Annotated in this window: 13 protein-coding genes and 1 pseudogene; 5 read left to right on the top strand and 9 right to left on the bottom strand. The window is 63.4% G+C overall.

Translation table 11 applies throughout. The features are described 5' to 3' along the window. Nucleotides 1–13 precede the first annotated feature (13 nt). On the bottom strand, nt 14–376 hold the full coding sequence (locus tag QW861_RS08045; protein WP_315753508.1) for a hypothetical protein: 363 nt from the start codon (nt 374–376) through the stop codon (nt 14–16). A 162-nt stretch (nt 377–538) separates the two neighbouring features. On the opposite strand from QW861_RS08045, the gene QW861_RS08040 reads away from it, so the two are divergent. Next, nucleotides 539–1,267: a CBS domain-containing protein gene (locus QW861_RS08040; RefSeq protein WP_315753506.1), complete on the top strand. Its 729-nt coding sequence runs from the start codon at nt 539–541 to the stop codon at nt 1,265–1,267. A gap of 55 nt (nt 1,268–1,322) precedes the next feature. Here the strand turns inward: QW861_RS08040 and QW861_RS08035 are convergent, their stop codons facing one another. The 4 genes and pseudogenes from QW861_RS08035 to QW861_RS08020 form a co-directional block, all read right to left on the bottom strand. Next, a complete protein-coding gene (locus tag QW861_RS08035; RefSeq protein ID WP_315712958.1) occupies nt 1,323–2,585 on the bottom strand; it encodes a CoA transferase in 1,263 nt (420 codons plus the stop codon). Between the two features lie 193 nt (nt 2,586–2,778). Continuing rightward, nucleotides 2,779–3,240 (bottom strand): GNAT family N-acetyltransferase, encoded by a 462-nt coding sequence (locus tag QW861_RS08030; protein WP_315753505.1) that lies wholly within the window; start codon nt 3,238–3,240, stop codon nt 2,779–2,781. A 412-nt stretch (nt 3,241–3,652) separates the two neighbouring features. After that, nucleotides 3,653–4,177, bottom strand: a pseudogene (locus QW861_RS08025) (phage terminase large subunit); the annotation flags it as partial. Between the two features lie 33 nt (nt 4,178–4,210). Then, entirely contained in the window at nt 4,211–5,062 is an 852-nt protein-coding gene (locus tag QW861_RS08020; RefSeq protein ID WP_316192898.1) for a hypothetical protein, read from the bottom strand. 95 nt (nt 5,063–5,157) lie between these two features. Between QW861_RS08020 and QW861_RS08015 the strand changes: the two genes are divergently transcribed. Beyond that, a complete protein-coding gene (locus tag QW861_RS08015) occupies nt 5,158–5,559 on the top strand; it encodes a hypothetical protein (protein WP_316192897.1) in 402 nt (133 codons plus the stop codon). Between the two features lie 289 nt (nt 5,560–5,848). On the opposite strand, the gene QW861_RS08010 is transcribed toward QW861_RS08015, so the two are convergent. After that, on the bottom strand, nt 5,849–6,274 hold the full coding sequence (locus QW861_RS08010; protein ID WP_316192896.1) for a hypothetical protein: 426 nt from the start codon (nt 6,272–6,274) through the stop codon (nt 5,849–5,851). Between the two features lie 337 nt (nt 6,275–6,611). Continuing rightward, nucleotides 6,612–6,875 carry a hypothetical protein gene (locus QW861_RS08005; protein WP_316169731.1) on the bottom strand — a complete coding sequence of 88 codons (264 nt, stop codon included), beginning with the start codon at nt 6,873–6,875 and terminating at the stop codon, nt 6,612–6,614. Between the two features lie 679 nt (nt 6,876–7,554). On the opposite strand from QW861_RS08005, the gene QW861_RS08000 reads away from it, so the two are divergent. Continuing rightward, nucleotides 7,555–7,740, top strand: coding sequence for a hypothetical protein (locus QW861_RS08000; RefSeq protein ID WP_315753501.1), 186 nt, complete (start codon nt 7,555–7,557; stop codon nt 7,738–7,740). Nucleotides 7,741–7,771: 31 nt separating this feature from the next. On the opposite strand, the gene QW861_RS07995 is transcribed toward QW861_RS08000, so the two are convergent. Both QW861_RS07995 and QW861_RS07990 read right to left on the bottom strand, forming a co-directional pair. Further along, nucleotides 7,772–8,710 carry a hypothetical protein gene (locus QW861_RS07995; protein ID WP_315753499.1) on the bottom strand — a complete coding sequence of 313 codons (939 nt, stop codon included), beginning with the start codon at nt 8,708–8,710 and terminating at the stop codon, nt 7,772–7,774. Nucleotides 8,711–8,810: 100 nt separating this feature from the next. Beyond that, the gene (locus QW861_RS07990) at nt 8,811–12,668 is read right to left on the bottom strand and encodes an ATP-binding protein (protein ID WP_316192895.1); all 3,858 of its coding nucleotides are present in this window, start codon (nt 12,666–12,668) and stop codon (nt 8,811–8,813) included. Between the two features lie 165 nt (nt 12,669–12,833). Between QW861_RS07990 and QW861_RS07985 the strand changes: the two genes are divergently transcribed. Both QW861_RS07985 and QW861_RS07980 read left to right on the top strand, forming a co-directional pair. Beyond that, nucleotides 12,834–14,138: a divalent metal cation transporter gene (locus tag QW861_RS07985; RefSeq protein WP_316192894.1), complete on the top strand. Its 1,305-nt coding sequence runs from the start codon at nt 12,834–12,836 to the stop codon at nt 14,136–14,138. Between the two features lie 196 nt (nt 14,139–14,334). Further along, entirely contained in the window at nt 14,335–15,966 is a 1,632-nt protein-coding gene (locus tag QW861_RS07980; RefSeq protein ID WP_316192948.1) for an NAD-dependent malic enzyme, read from the top strand. The last annotated feature ends 34 nt before the right edge of the window (nt 15,967–16,000 follow it).

Raw genomic sequence — 16,000 nt, 5'->3', positions numbered from 1 at the left:
ACACCCGCACTCTTCAGTTTCGCCACCGTTGCCCCATAAGATTCGCGCTGGCATCAATCAGGCGTTGCCCGTGCTTGAAGAGTCGATCGCAATCCCGCCTGACGAAATCAATCTGATGCCGTCCACATTCCTGAACCATCGCCTGGATTCCCGTCACGGAATGCACGCCAGCCAGCTTCGACACGAACTCGGCCAGCAGATGCGTCTCCGTGCGCGCGCGATCCAGCACTTCGTTGCTGGCAAACAGAACCTCCTCCATGACGATCTGCTGCGAACCAACTAGCAGCTCAAGTGCGTGCTTGTTGGAGAGAGCGACACGTTCGGACAGTTCGGCCGTTTCGTCGGCCAGGATCTTGGTCCCGGAGAACTCGGACATAGGCACCTCTCCTCGCGCTGGATCAGATTGTCTTATAGCTGCAATTCAATGCCAAGACCTTGAGCTGCGTCAATGACGGCGGCGGCATCTCCTTTGACCTGCGTCAATTCAAGACCGTCGCAGCGGGTTACTTTTTCTTAGCTTTTGACATTGGAGTTCGCCATGCGCGCCCATCAGATCATGACCCGTCCCGTCATCACTGTCACCCCTGACACTTCCATCGTGGATGCGGCAAATATCATGCTTCAACGGCACGTCAGCGGCCTTCCAGTGGTCGACCCCGGCGGGAAGCTGGTGGGCGTCGTCTCGGAAGGCGATTTCATTCGCCGAACGGAGATCGGCACTGGGCGAAAGCGCGGCCGCTGGCTGCGATTCATTCTCGGGCCCGGAAAGTCGGCCGCCGACTTCGTCCACGAGCATGGTCGCAAAGTGTCAGAGGTGATGACCAAGTCTCCCTTGACGATCACCGAAGACGCCGCGCTGGCTGAGATCGTGGAACTGATGGAAAAGAACCACGTGAAGCGGTTGCCCGTGGTCAAGGGAGACCGGGTGATCGGCATCGTGTCACGGGCGAACCTGCTGCAAGCGGTTGCCGCGCTCGGGCGGCAGGTTCCAGATCCAACGGCCGACGACGATCACATCCGCAACCGCGTGATCGACGCCCTCGAGAAGAACGACTGGTGCCCGTTCGGATTGTCCGTCATCGTCAAGGACGGTATCGTTCATCTGAGCGGCGTCATTACCGAAGAGCGGTCGCGGCAGGCGGCGATCGTTGCCACCGAGAACATCTCTGGCGTCAAGAAGGTGCATGATCATCTGTGCTGGGTCGACACCATGTCGGGCATGTATCTGAACTCACCGGAAGACGATGAGATGGCCAAAGCCGGCTGATGGCTGCTGAGGACGCTGCCGCTCTTCTTCCGTGTCCGGCACCAGTGACGATGCCTTAGGCTCCCGGATCGTTGCGTCCGAACGCCCCTACCTGACGCAGGGCTTCGATCTCCTGCTCGGTGTACCGAAGCCTGTCGCGCAGAATTGCGGCCGTATGCTCTCCCAGCCGCGGCGCCGCCGTGGGCTCGACGGTCGGTGTGAGCTTCATGGTGATTGCCGGCTCGACGTTGGGTATCGAGCCTGCCGTCGGGTGCGGAATACGACAGGTGCGGTCGCGCATCCGGACCTCGGCCGCGTTGAACGCCTGTTCGACCGTTCGAACGTGTCCAACCGGAACTCCAGCCTGGTTCATCCGAGATATCCAGACATCCATCCGTTCCGCGGCAAGGATGTCGGCGATGAGGCCGCGCAGTTGCGCACGGTTGACCCATCTCGCTCTTCGCGTGGCAAAGCGAGGATCGCTCAGGAGATCCGGACGACCAAGTACCTCCGTTGCCAACCGGCGGTAGAGTCGATCGTTGGCACATGCGATGTAGAGCGGGCCATCTGACGCTTCAAAGACGCCGACCGTCGGAGAGTCGTTCGGCGAATTGCCCGTTCGCGTGGGGTTCACGCCGCTCATCAAATACGCCATTCCGGAGAAGCCCGTCATCGCCAAGGCGATGTCGAACAGCGCCACTTCGACGTGCTGCCCGCGACCGAGCCGCTGCCGGGCGGCAAGTGCCAGCAGGATGGCATTGCAGGCGGACATGCCGGTGGCCAGATCAACGATCGGAGGACCGGTCCGCACCGGCGGACCGTCGGCGAAACCGTTGAGGGACATGAACCCGCTTTCCGCCTGGGTGATTGGATCGAACCCTGATCGCCACGCGAATGGACCTGAGCGTCCGTAGGCCGAGATCGAGCAATAGATCAGCCCGGGATTGGTGCTGGACAGTGTTTGATAGTCCAGCCCGAACCTCTCCATGACGGACGACGAGAAATTCTCCACGACGATGTCGGCCTTGGCGATCAGCGCACGAGCGACGTCTCTGGCCTGCGGTATCGTGAGATCCAACACCATACCGCGCTTGTTCCGGTTGAGGCTGAGGAACGCCGCGCTCTCTCCGCCGAGCTCGGCGTGCTCGTATGCGCGGGTATCGTCTCCCGTGAGCGGCTGCTCGATCTTGATCACCTCGGCGCCGAAATCGGCCAGCGTCTGTGTACACGCCGGCCCTGCGACAACGCGCGTGAAGTCGATCACCAGCAGACCCGCCAGCGCGGTTGGCGCGTCAGGCGGCCGTGGCGCACGCTCTGGCAGGGTGACCTCGGCCGGCATCCCAGAGTCCTTCCCGCTGCTTTGATCGTCTGAAGCGATCTTCCGTTAACTGCCGGGCGCGGCTTGTCTCCAACGTCCGACAACGCATGGTTAGCTCAACGACGGCCGCAAAAAAAGGCCCGGGTCGGAGCTGTCGGACCGGCTTAATTCTGCTGCAGCGCAATGCAATCTGCATGAGGCGTCGGTCGACAGCTCACCGGCCGATCATCTTGCGCCAATAGAGCGAGTTCCCCCAGGCCCAGGGCCGGCCCGGTTGGAACAACACATATCCGCACCGAATGGAATTGTTCGCGGAGACAATGTTGCAGGTCGTGTCCGAAACGATGCAATCCAGGCCCGAGCGACGCGCGCGCAGTTCGATCGCACGCATCAGCCGCCGCTGCAGGCCGTAACCACATCGCTCTTGGAGAACACCAACCCTCGAAAGATAGGCTATGCCTTTGCCGAGGGATGACGGCACCATTCCTGCAAAGGCGACGGGCCGTCCGAGCTCGGTCGATATCCACCATTGTCCGCTCTCGAAATCGGGCAGAGGCGCGCAATCGAGGAATGTGCGCGCATGGAGCTCCTTCAAGGTGTCGAGGACGTCAGGCTCGCAAGCGTCGACCTCCCTGATGCGGAAGCGGCGGCCTCGCCGTGAGATCCTGGCTGGCACGGCATCACCTTCCGAGCACGACTTTGATGCCGAGCCAGATCGCACCGATCAGACCGGTCGCGATGACCGTGATGACGGCCTTGAACGTATAGCTCTGAGCCTGCTCCACGCTCTTGCGCCAGCGCCGCAGGTGCTGGAAATCGGCTCTCATTTCGTTGCCGACCCACTGAACGATCCAGATCGTGAACGCGTCGGCTGTGGCGCCGGCGCCCCCGATATCGACGAAGGCGCGCAACGGCAGCAGCGGATCCGCCGCCAGCTTGCCGATCCGCCCGTCGCGCTTCGCTTGCGCCAGCAGATCGGCGAAATAGGCTCCTTCGAACGCGCGCACGTAGTCGCCCTCCCAAATGTGCTCGTAACGGTCGGGATAGAGCGCGAGGTCGAGTCGGCGCTCTTCGTCAAGCACCGCCGGAAGCCACGGGTTGTCGCGCCAATTCGCCTTCACCACGACCGCCCCGTCCGGCTTGCGGCTGCGCAGGAAATCGTCGACGGCATCCGACTTGCGGCGCGGATTCCAGCTCGCCCACAGTTCCGAGCGCGGCGCGCGGATCGTCGGCCGCAGCAGCGCCAGCGAGCGCGCGCTCAGGGTCTGCGCCTCGTCGATCCAGGCGATGCGAAATCCCTCCAGCGACTTGATCGATTCCGCGGTGTGATCCTGCATGCCGCGAAAGATGATGAGCCCGTCGCCCGGCGTCGCGATGCGGTCGCTGAACGAGCGAAAGCCTTGGCCGAGGCCGAGCGCCGCGATCTTGTCCTCGATCAGCCGCTTGGATGATTGCGCCAAGGTGCGTTGCGCCTCGCGAATGCAGACGGCGAGCGTACCTCGATCGGCCTGGCAGGTCTCGACCAGCAGTTCGCCGAAGAAGTGCGACTTGCCCGAGCCACGCCCACCGAACGCGCCCTTGTAGCGAGCCGGCGCGAGCAGTGGCTCGAACACTCTTGCGGTGAGGATTTTCAGCGTAGACAATGATCACCTGCTTCTGCCGGGCGGCTGCGCGGTCCACGGGCCCGACAGGAAGGGCACGGGCGGAGCCCCAGCATCGAATACGGATTGATCCGTCGGAGTCGACTGCCGCGATCGAAGACGGCGTACGGGCTGACGCTTGTCCTCGATGGTGAAGCCCGACTCGGCCTGCCTTGGCACGGCGGCTCCTTCCACCGGATTGATCCAGTCTCCAAACCGCTCATCGAAGAGGGCGGCGGGCACGGATCGCGCGCCGCTGTTTGATTGTCCGGGAAACCGTCCCAATCGCTCGGAAGGAGTGTCCGCTCCACCGCCGACGTAGGCGTAGTCCTTCTGAATTCCACGAAGGGCGTCAGGAACTGGCAATCCGGTTCGTGCCAATCTCCGCGCTTTTGGATCCTTCGCCAACGTGTCGGCTATGTCGGATAGATACTCGTAGTTGGCTTGCGGAACCGGATAGAGGTGCTTTCCGAGACCTGCAGCTTCGGTGATCCGGTTCACGATCGAAGTACAGATGCGGGGGTCTTGTGAAAAACGAGCAAGATCCCAGCCATTGTAAAAGAGAGGCTCGGCACTGAGCTTTGCGATCTCGCCACGGGCGAGATCCGCTTGCCGTTCGGTGATTGGAACTGTGAACGTTGCGTATTGCCCCTCATCCGCAACGCTGGAAAAGTCGTTCGGTGGCGCCTTTCCATCCTGCATCGTATGAGCGTCGAATCTTCCCTTGTCAGAAATCGAACCATGATGCTCTGGCCCGAATCCCGCATACACCTGCCCGGTCGGATCATTGACGACGACGGCGGCGTGCCCCGGCAGGCCGGGATTGATCTGAAATGTGAGCGAGTGTCGAGCGGCCATAGTCGCCTCCATTTGTGTTGATAGAGATTGTTGAATGAACGCTGCGTGCTCGCTGCGAGCGAAGTTGGACGCGACATGGTGGCGCAGCTATCCATATGACGACGCCGGCGGCTCAGCGTCGGGCTCATTCATCTTGCGACCGCGAAATGTTGGAGCGGGCAGTCTGTCCTGCGCGCCGCTATGCGGATCGGCGCTCGCCGCGCAACGAGGCCACCGGTCGTCGCGTCGTGCGACTAATCCCGATGGAATCGTTTGATCAAACGGGCGTCGATCCGGTCCAGGCCAGGACCAATGCGTCTGACAGCCAGACGCCAGAGACTATGAAGCATCCATCCGAAAAGATACGACACAAGCAGGCTTACGGGGAAATAGAAGAGATAGCTATTCATCCAACTATCGATATCGAAGGGCGGATCGTGAAGACCCAAGGCTGGCCACAACCAACCAAGGATCATCCCGGCCGGAAGAACAGCCATTTCGGCCAGCAATACGCTTGACTTCAAGCCGGCGAAATATGACAGGCAGCTGAACACCAGAAAGTGCACGGCGTAGAGGGCCGAAGCGATCAGTCCCCCCTTATTAGGTCGCACAATACGCCTCCTCTACCGCGCAACGCATGCGGGCTACCGAAGTGCTGAGGCTGGTCGCGACAAGTGTCATCCGACGGCCTCCAGCCTCTGAGGCGAGGGGCGAACGAGGACAGTCGCACGAGCTGAGCTCCCCTGGAACAAAAACAGAACATCAGATTACGGAGGAATTGTCAACGGCCAGCTCCCGCGCGCCCGATTACTTCGCCAAGCGCTTTTGTGAGAATGCGAGATAGACGGTTCCAATCCGTCCATTCCAGGAGAATGGGGTCCTGACGAAATCATCGTGCGGTGACCACATGCGCTGATAGATCTCCAACCGCGTCAGGCCGGGTTTGATGGTCGCTCGAAATTGCTCTTTGGCCTCGAAGGTATAACAGCAGTCAGGCGGTCCTTTGACAATCATCTCCAGCATGGCAACGCCTGCTTCTGAATAGAGGACGATTTCAACGTCCAGACCGGCAGCGTGGAAGCGGCATACGCCGACCTTTTCGCAATCGTTGAGATTGCCGCTATCCGTCTCTCCCTTGGCTTCAACCGCATAGCTGATGAGGACATCGCTTGCGACAGCCGCGCGGCACGATAATCCGAAGAGCAACAGCCAGAGAGCAAGCAGCCGCTTCAAGACACTCACAACTCGCGCCTGCCGAGACCATGCTGATGCAATCATGTTGATGACCCGAAGATATCCAGACTGCGATTTCCCACGGAAAGAAACGACGCGGGGCGACGTTCGCATCGAGAACAAAGCTCGAACAAACGCGCATCGGCGTCAAGTCGGCCGGCTCCGACTTTTCCTACTTGTTTGGGCGCTGAGTCCGTCTTGACACACTATTTCGGGCCGACGCGTTTTGATCTGGTTTCGCCACCGTCGCGGAAGCCGGGGTGAACAGCAAGCCGCCACTCAATTGAACGTCGATCTTCCGATCGTACGAGCGCACACGCCTCACCCACCACCGGGATCACTCATCCTCCTGTGCATCGTCCTCTCCATCCGGATGCACGATGACACGCTCGATGCGGTGGATCAGCTCGAGGGCGCCGTCCTCGCTGTTCTGCAGCGCCTGAGGCGCCTTCCCCCAACCGCGGTCGAGGATGGCGTTGGCGGCGGACACGCGCGCGGCATGTGTCGCCTTCGGCGAGCGCATCACGCCAACCAGCGTATTGATCGCCGTCTTGGTGTGGCTGCGGGCCATCGAGCGAATTTCGGTGATCGTCTTCGACATGGTCAAGTCCGGTATCATGGATGGTGAATGCGAGGTTGGTGATCGTCACGAGATCGCATCGGCGGCTGCGATCATCACCAGGCCGATCAGGGCGAGCGCGATGAGATAGGCGGTCATCTTCCTCTCTCTCCTGGGCGAAGGAAAAGTGCGGCAGATCGCAGCCGAACGCGCGATCGTTTCAGGCGCGAACCCTATCCCTCGGCTCAAGCAAGAGACCGCTGCGGGCGGAGCGACGGTCGCCACGCCCACGCGCCGGCCCGTTCGCGCAGGCCAGCGAGTAACCGGATGTTCGAAGTTGTCTTCGCGCCGGCGCGCGATGAATTGCCGGCGATCATGGTCGACAGACGATGCCGGCCTGCGCTGCTCACGTCAAATGCCCGCGGACAACCCGGCATCATATTTTCGGAAAATTCGATAATAACACTATGCCGGTGATTTGCCCGACGTGTCAAATTTGATCGAAATGCAGCAGTCAGGCCTTGCGATTTCGATAACCGCCGCTCCAAATCCGGTCCGAGCGAACAAAAAGCCCGCTGCCGAGTTCGCGGCGCGGGCTCTATGATTTCTTCGACGATGGCAAAATGCGCCTGATTTGCCCGACGTGTCAAGCGCAGATAGTTGCGCCGGCCGGCAACGCAACTTCAGCCCGTCGGGCGCGGCCGGCGGAGGAGATCTTCCGATGTATGTCGTTGCGGTCGTGCTCGCCGGCTTGTCCGCCCTGTTCTATGTGGCGAGCCAGCACCAGCTCGGAGCGGTCGGCGCCGATGTCTGTCAATATGGCAGCCTGTTCTGCGACAAGCCGCACTACATGATGACGGGCGCGTTGCTGGCCGCCCTCTGGGGCAAGTTCGTGAGCATGCGCTGACACGAGCCGGCGCGAAGCTTCGATCAACCCGTCAGTTCTTGATCGCGTAGAGCGGCGTTCTCACCGTCAGCTGGTAGACCGGCTTCGGCGCCCAGGCGATCTGCGCGGTGATGCCGAACAGCCGGTTGTCGTCATCGTCCATGCGGTCGAGATCCAGCCTGACCAGCGGCTGCGTGTAGGGCGCGATCGGCGTGACAGCAAGCAGCTGCGCACCGCCGAACGACTGGAGGCCGACGCGCGCGGAGACCTTCCAGTTGTTCTCCCACTGATAGAAGCCGCCGACATAGCCCGCCGTCGTGCTGCCGACATGCGCTAGCACTGAGTCGACCTCGACATGGGTATATTGAACGCCGGCGAGCCAGCCTTTCATCTCATCCGGATCGAGCGCGTATTTGGCTTCGATGACGGTGTTGAACGAGGTCGTCGCCAACGGCGCGTCCGGCACCGACCGGGTCAGCGTCGACTGCAAGGTGAGCGTCGGAAGCGCGCCGCCGTTCTGCTGATAGACATCGGCCTGGAAGCCGAGGAACCAGCTCGTGACCGCCACGTCGGACCAGCCGGACAGGCCGTTGTACGACGTGCTGCCGGTGAAGCCCGCGTAGAGCGACAACGCGTCGCCGAGATCGACCGTGAGCGGGACGTCGACGCCAAGGCCCTGGTTGGTCGGAGCCGACAGTTGCGGCCGTCCTGGCAAGGCTGGACGGTCGAGCAGCTTGCGCAAGGTCGCGAGCTGCGACAGAGTTCCGAACAGGGAGGTGTCGCCAAGGCCCGTCGACAATGCTCCGCCGGGCACATAGGCGTAGTTCGTGCGGAAATCGATGTAGACGTTGGCAAGGCCCGGCGCCGGCGCGTCCGCCTCATCGTCCTTGGCAAGGGCGCCGCCGCTCGTCACCAGCGCCGCGCCCGAGACAAGAGCGAATATCCGCCGCTGCGCCCGACCGCCACGCAGCCGCCATTTCTCGTCTGCCATGAGACTTCCCCCGGAGACCGAAAATACGCCGGTCCGGCGCGATCCTTCAAGTGCGGATCGCGCGAGGCCCACCATGGTCAGGGGAAAGCTGCCGCGGTTCTCATGCCGACGACGCCGGCTTCGCGCCTGCGGCTCGCGCGGCCATGACCTGCCGCAGCACGCGCGACAGCTCGTCGACCGAGTAAGGCTTCTGGATCAGGCTGAAACCGTGGCGGTCGCCGTCGGCGAGGACATGGCTGTAGCCGCTGTTGAGCACGATCGGGATCATCGGCAGCCGCCGGCGGATTTCCTGGCCGAGCGTCACCCCGTCCATGCCGGGCATCACGACGTCGCTGAGCACGAGATCGAAGCTCTCGGGATCCTCGTCGATCATCCGCAACGCATCCGTTCCGCTGCGCGCGAGCACCGTTCGGTAGCCGAGATCCTCGAGCAACTGCGTGGAGAACTCGCCGATTTCCGGATTGTCCTCGACGACCAGCACATTCCAGCGCGCGGCGAGCTGTTCGGGACCCTGCTCGCTCCGCTCGCGCGGTCCCAGCGGCTTGTGCGTCAGCGGGAGTAACAATGTCAGCTTCGTGCCCTTGCCGAGCTCACTGTCGACCAGCACCCGTCCGCCGGACTGATGAACGAAGCCGTAGACCTGAGACAGGCCGAGGCCGGTGCCGCGCCCAACCCCTTTGGTGGTGAAAAACGGCTCGAAGATCCGGTCGATCTGATCTGGAGGAATGCCGGATCCGGTGTCGCTGACGGCAATGGAGACGAACGACGACTGCCCGGACCGACCGTCCTCTCGGACGATCTCGCCGCGAATGGTCAGGACGCCCTGCCCCTCCATCGCATCACGCGCATTGGCGACGAGGTTCACGAGCGCCGTCTCGAACTGATTGATGTCGACGTCGACCGGAAGCGGCCGCAATGCGAGGTCGAGTTCGATCACGGCCGGCGCTCCGAGGACGGTCTGCAGCATCTCTTCGATCCGCTCGATATGCCCCGCGGCATCGAAGACGCGGCGCTCCATCGGCGTCCGCCGCGCGAAAGCGAGCAACTGTCCGGTGAGCTTGGCGGCGCGATCCGCCGTGTCCGAGATCGCATCCACGTAGCGCCGCATGCGCTCCGGGGACAGCTGGCGCCGGCGCAACAGGTCGGCCGACGACCGGATCACGGTCAGCAGATTGTTGAAGTCGTGCGCGACGCCGCCGGTGAGCTGGCCGATCGCCTCCATCTTCTGGGCCTGGCGGAATGCCTCCTCCGCCTTGCGCCGTTCGGTCAGCTCGACCGCCTCGGGCACGATGGCGGCCACCTGTCCGGTCTCGTCCCGCACCGGCCGCATCTGGAAGTCGAACCAGCGCGAGCCGCCGACCGGCAGTTCGAGCTGCAGCTCCTGGCGCGCCCCGTCGCCGCGAGCGACGGCGTCGACCAGGGATCTGATCACCTCGGGCATGCCGGGCGTACCCGCAAACCACGGCGTCTCCCAGAATGGCAGCCCTGCGACCTCGTGCAGCGGCGCAGCGATCGCTTCGAGCGAGGTCGCATTGGCGTCCAGAAGCGTCCCATCGGACGAGAGCAGCGCTTGGAACGTGTAGCTCGCCTCGAAGATCGTCCGCAGCCGCGCCTCCTTGGCCTGCAGCTCCGCGGTACGCTCGGAGACCTGCGTCTCCAGACGCTCGTTCAGCTCACGCAGCGTGATCTCGGCCTCGTGCCGCACCCGCGACAGATCGATATTGGCGCGCACCCGCGCCAGCAGCTCGCGCGCGCTGAACGGCTTGGTGAGATAGTCGCTCGCCCCGGCATCAAGCCCCTCGACCTTGGCCTCCTCTCCGGCGCGCGCCGACAGCATGACCACAGGAATGTCGCGAAGCTGCGCATCGCTACGCAGCGCTTTCAGCAGGCCGAAGCCGTCGAGCCCCGGCATCATGACGTCGGTCAGCACGAGATCGGGGCGGCGCTGTCGGACGGCCTCCAGGGCAGACATGCCATCGCTGACCGCCTCCACGTCATAATCCTCGCCGAGCAGACGGCGGACGTAGTCGCGCATATCAGGATTGTCGTCCGCGAGCACCACGCGATCACGGGCCGATGCCGTCGCGGAGCGAACTCCCAGGTCGTCGGATGATGACGGGTGAGGAAGCTCGAACGGCACACCGCCGTTCAACCACCCGAGCGCCTCCTCGATGTAGGCTTCGGCACGGACGTTGGTAACGGCCAGGACACGGGAAGGTCCGATCTGGCCCGCTGGCAGATGCGCCGAGCCTAGCGGAATTCGCACGGTGAAAACCGAGCCGCGACCGAGCTCGCTGTCTACAGCGATCTCCCCTCCATGAAGCCTCACCAGCTCCTGCACGAGAGCGAGACCGATGCCGCTGCCCTCGAAGGATCGGCCGCGCGCGCCTTCGATGCGACGGAACCGTTCGAACAGGTGCGGCAGTTCACTGGGCGGGATGCCGGTGCCGGTGTCGCGAACCCTGAGCTCGGCATGATTGCCGTCAGTGGACAAGCCGATCGACACCGCGATTTCACCTTCGAAGGTGAACTTGAACGCATTCGACACCAGATTGAGAACGATCTTCTCCCACATGTCGCGGTCGACATACACCGACTCGGACAGCGGCGTTGGGTCGATGGTGAGACGCAGGCCGGCAGGATCCGTCGCCGAGCGGAAGTTGGACACGAGCTCGGCCGTGAAAACCGCAAGATCGATCGGCTCGAAGTGCGCGGTCATGCGGCCGGCCTCGATGCGCGAAAAGTCGAGCAGAGTGTTCACGAGCTTCAACAGGCGAATGCCGTTGCGGTGGATCAGGCTGAGGACGGATCGCGCGTCGGAGGTGAGTTGGGCCTCGTCGCGGCCGAGCAGGTCTTCCAGCGGGCTCAACATCAGCGTCAGCGGCGTGCGAAACTCGTGGCTGATGTTGGAAAAGAACGTCGTCTTGGCGCGGTCGATTTCGGCCAGCGCTTCCGCCCGACGGCGCTCTGCCTGATAGGCCCCGCCATTGCTGACGGCCGCTGCAATCTGCCCCGCGACGAGGTTCAGGAAGCGGGCATAGCTCTCGTCGTAGAGACGGAACGGATTGAGACCTGCGATGAGGAATCCGCCCCGTCCGGCTTCCCCCGACGCGGGCAGCGGAAGCACAACGGCGTGCTGTGGCGGCTGACGCCATCCGCCGGTCGGAAAACTGAGGCCGAACCGCCGCGGAAGGTCACGAACCAGCACCGCATCCTGCAGCTTCAGCGCTTCAGCCAGAGGCCACGTTCCCTCCGGCTGAATTCTCAGCCTCGGCTGAACGGCAGGATGATCGCGGTCGATGCCGGTCAGGGCCTCCAGTCGCGCCGCCTCGCCGTCCGGGTCGGTCATGTAGATCATTGCGAACGGCAGGTCGCGCGACTCCCGCGCCAAGGCGTCCGCGCAGCTTGCGCAGGCCTGATCGATGCTGCGGGCCCCGGCCCCGGCATTTGCCAGTTCGCGCAGCAACGAGAGCTGGCGCTCGCTGATCACGCGCTGAGTGTCATCGGTGTTCGCGCAGAAGATTCCTCCGGGTGATCCATCGTCGTCCGGAATGGGACTGTAGGAAAATGTGTAGTACGTCTCCTCGGGAAAGCCGTTGCGCTCCATGATCAGGAGTTGCGCCTCGACATAGGTGCCCTGATCACCGCCGCCGGCCTTGGCCAGCAACGGACCGATGTCCTCCCAGATCTCGTGCCAGACTGCAGAGATCGGTCGGCCGAGAGCCCACGGATGTTTGCCGCCGATGATGGTCTTGTAAGCATCGTTGTAGAGATAGATCAGCTCCCTGCCCCAACCGATCCAGATCGGCTGTTGGGATGTCAACATGATCCTGACGGCCGTCTTCAGGCTCTGCGGCCAACGCGCCGGCGGTCCGATCGAGGTGCTCTCCCAATCGAACCGCAACATCAGTCCGGCCAGCTCACTGCCTCCGGAAAAAAGCCTCTCGCGCTCGGCCATGCCGAGCTCCTGATCGTGCCCTGTTTGTCGCTGGTCCGGCACGCGCTCCCCCTGGTCGAAATCCGACGTGATCTGGAACGCTGGTAATCTCCTCCGGTTCCGGAGCCGGGAACAAAAAGGGGTCGTGCGACTTCGAGAGACATACACCGCCGGGGGAGCGCTGCCATGACCACGACCATCGGATCTGAACCGAACAAGCCGAAACGGTCGCTCTGGAGCGTATTCCGGCTGTTGGGTCCAGGTCTCGTGACCGGTGCCGCCGACGACGATCCGTCGGGAATAGCGACGTACTCTCAGGCCGGCGCGCAGTTCGGCTACGGGCTGTTGTGGACGGTCTTTCTGACAGCGCCTTTCATGATCGCGATCCAGCTGGTGAGCGCGCGCATTGGCCGTGTCACCGGCAAAGGGCTGGCGGCCAACATCACCGCGCTTGCGCCACGCGGCATCGTCTTCGGCCTCGTCGCGCTCCTGGTCGGCGCCAACACCTTCAACATCGCAGCCGACATTGCGGCGATGGCGGAGTCGCTGTCGCTGGTGATCGGCGGTCTCAATCATGAGCACGCGCTGATCTTCGCCGCCGGCTCGACGCTGCTCCAAGTATTCCTGCCCTACCGCCGCTACGCACCCTTCATCAAGGTGCTGACCCTCAGCCTGTTCGCCTACGTCGCGACCGCCTTGATGGTCAAAGTGCCCTGGAGCACGGCGCTGCTCGCGGCGGTTTGGCCCAGCTTCTCGACGGAGGCCAACTATCTGCTGACGGTGGTGGCTGTGCTCGGCACCACCATCAGCCCCTACCTGTTCTTCTGGCAGGCCTCGCAGGAGGTCGAGGAGATGAACCAGGGCAAGGTCGACCGTCCCTTGCGCGAGCTGTCGAAGAAGGACCACCCCGACCTCCGACGGATCAGGATCGACACCACGATCGGCATGATCTTCTCGAACGCGATCGCGTTCTTCATCATCGTGACGACCGCCACGGTGCTGCACGCGCATGGCATCACCAGGATCGACTCGGCGACGCAGGCGGCCGAAGCCCTACGCCCGCTCGCGGGCGACTTCACCTTCCTGTTGTTCGCGCTCGGCATCATCGGGACCGGCATGCTGGCGATCCCGGTGCTGGCGGGCTCGGCGGCATACGCCGTCGCCGAGATCTTCGGCTGGCACGCGACCCTGGAGGCCAAGCCGGACGAGGCGGTCGGCTTCTACAGCATCATCGCTGCCGCCACGATCATCGGCTTCGGGCTCGGCTTCACCGGCATCGACCCGATCCATATGCTGGTGTGGAGCGCCGTGCTCAACGGCATCGCCGCTGTGCCGATCATGGCGATGATGATGGTGATCGTGTCCAATCCCAGGCTGATGGGCCGCTTCCGCGGACGGACCTGGCTGATCGCCCTGGGGTGGATGGGGACAGGTATCATGGCCATCGCCGTGCTGGCGCTGCTTTGGTCATTCGTCACGGGCCGCGCCTAGCGGCCATCGCATTTTCCTTTGCGTGGGCTGCAACGCAGTTGCACAACGTCATTGGTGCAATGCGGAACGTAAACTGTGTTAACAGTCCCGTTCCCGCCATCCCGCCGCGATTGATGCCGATCAACGCCGGGCGCGCTCCGGTATGGCGGTGCTCGAACAAAGGACCTCGGAGACTGCCTTGACCCAGCCGCAACGCATGAGCGCATCGACGCTACCCCCCTATTCTCCGCGCGGACTCGCGCTGCTGCGCGATCCGCTGCTCAACAAGGGCACCGGCTTTACCGAGCAGGAGCGCGATGCGCTCGGCCTGCGCGGCTTCCTGCCCGCCGGGGTCATGTCGATGGAGGCCCAGGCCGAGCGGATCCTGGTCAATCTTCGCAGCCTGTCCAGCGACCTCGAGAAGTACGTCGCACTGAACGCACTGCATGACCGCAACGAAGCGCTGTTCTTCCGGGTGGTCTGCGACAACATCGACGAGATCCAGCCGCTGATCTACACGCCGACCGTCGGCCTCGCCTGCCAGAAATACGGTCTGATCTTCCAGCGTCCGCGCGGCCTGTTCATCTCGGCCAACGACCGCGGCCGGATCGCGGAGATCCTCGCCAACTGGCCATATCGCGCCAAGCTGATCGTCGTCACCGACGGTGAGCGCATTCTCGGGCTCGGCGATCTCGGCGCCAACGGCATGGGCATTCCGGTCGGCAAGCTGTCGCTGTACTCGGCCTGCGCCGGCATCCATCCGGAAGAGTGCCTGCCCGTCATGCTCGATGTCGGCACCAACAACGAAGAGCTTCTGGCCGACCCCTACTACATTGGGCTGCGCCAGAAGCGCCTTACGGGCGAAGCTTACGACACGTTCGTCGACGAGTTCATGACCGCGGCCCGCGCCGCCTTCCCGGGCGTGCTGATCCAGTTCGAGGACTTCGCCAACCACGCCGCATTCAAGCTGCTGCACAAATATCGCGACGACGCCTGCGTCTTCAACGACGACATCCAGGGCACGGCGGCGGTGGCGCTTGCCGGCCTGTTTTCGGCGCTGCGCATCACCGGCGGCAAGCTCCGCGACCAGACGGTGCTGTTCCTCGGGGCCGGCGAGGCGGCCACCGGCATCGCGGATCTCGTCGTCTCCGCCATGATGGCCGAGGGCCTGTCCGAAGCAGAGGCGCTGCGGCGCAACTGGCTGACGGACTCGCGCGGCCTCGTCATCAAGGGGCGAGAGAACCTGCACGGCCACAAGCTGCGCTATGCGCACGACCAGGCGCCGATCGCAGACTTCCTGACCGCGATCAGGACGCTGAAGCCGACCGCGATCATCGGCGTGGCGGCCGTCGGCGGCGCCTTCACGCCAGAAGTGCTGCAGGCCATGGCCGAACTGAACGAGCGACCCATCATCTTCGCGCTCTCCAACCCGACCTCGAAGGCGGAATGCTCCGCGGAGTCGGCCTATCGCTATACCCAGGGCCGCGCGCTGTTCGCCTGCGGCAGCCCCTACGATCCGGTCAAGCTCGACGGCAAGACCTTCGTGCCGCGCCAGGGCAACAACTCCTACATCTTTCCCGGCGTCGGCCTGGGTGCCATCGCCAGCGGCGCGCGGCTGGTGACCGACGAGATGTTCATGGCCGCCGCGCATACCCTGGCGAACTGCGTCACCGGCGCCGATCTCGAGCAGGGCAGCCTTTACCCGGCGCTGCCGCGCATCCGCGAGGTGTCTGCCTATATCGGCGCCGCGGTAGCCGGCGTTGCCTATCAGAACGGGCTCGCCACAGGGCCTGCGCCGAACGATCTGCTCGGCTTCGTCGAGTCGAAGATGTACGACGCACGCTACTGAGCCCGAGATTGCGGATGCCTCGGGCTCACCGAGG

The sequence above is a fragment of the Bradyrhizobium sp. SZCCHNRI1029 genome (assembly GCF_032487555.1).
GTDB lineage: Bacteria > Pseudomonadota > Alphaproteobacteria > Rhizobiales > Xanthobacteraceae > Bradyrhizobium.
The sequence above is the reverse complement of the archived record's forward strand: the minus strand, read 5'-3'. Positions and strand labels throughout refer to the sequence as shown.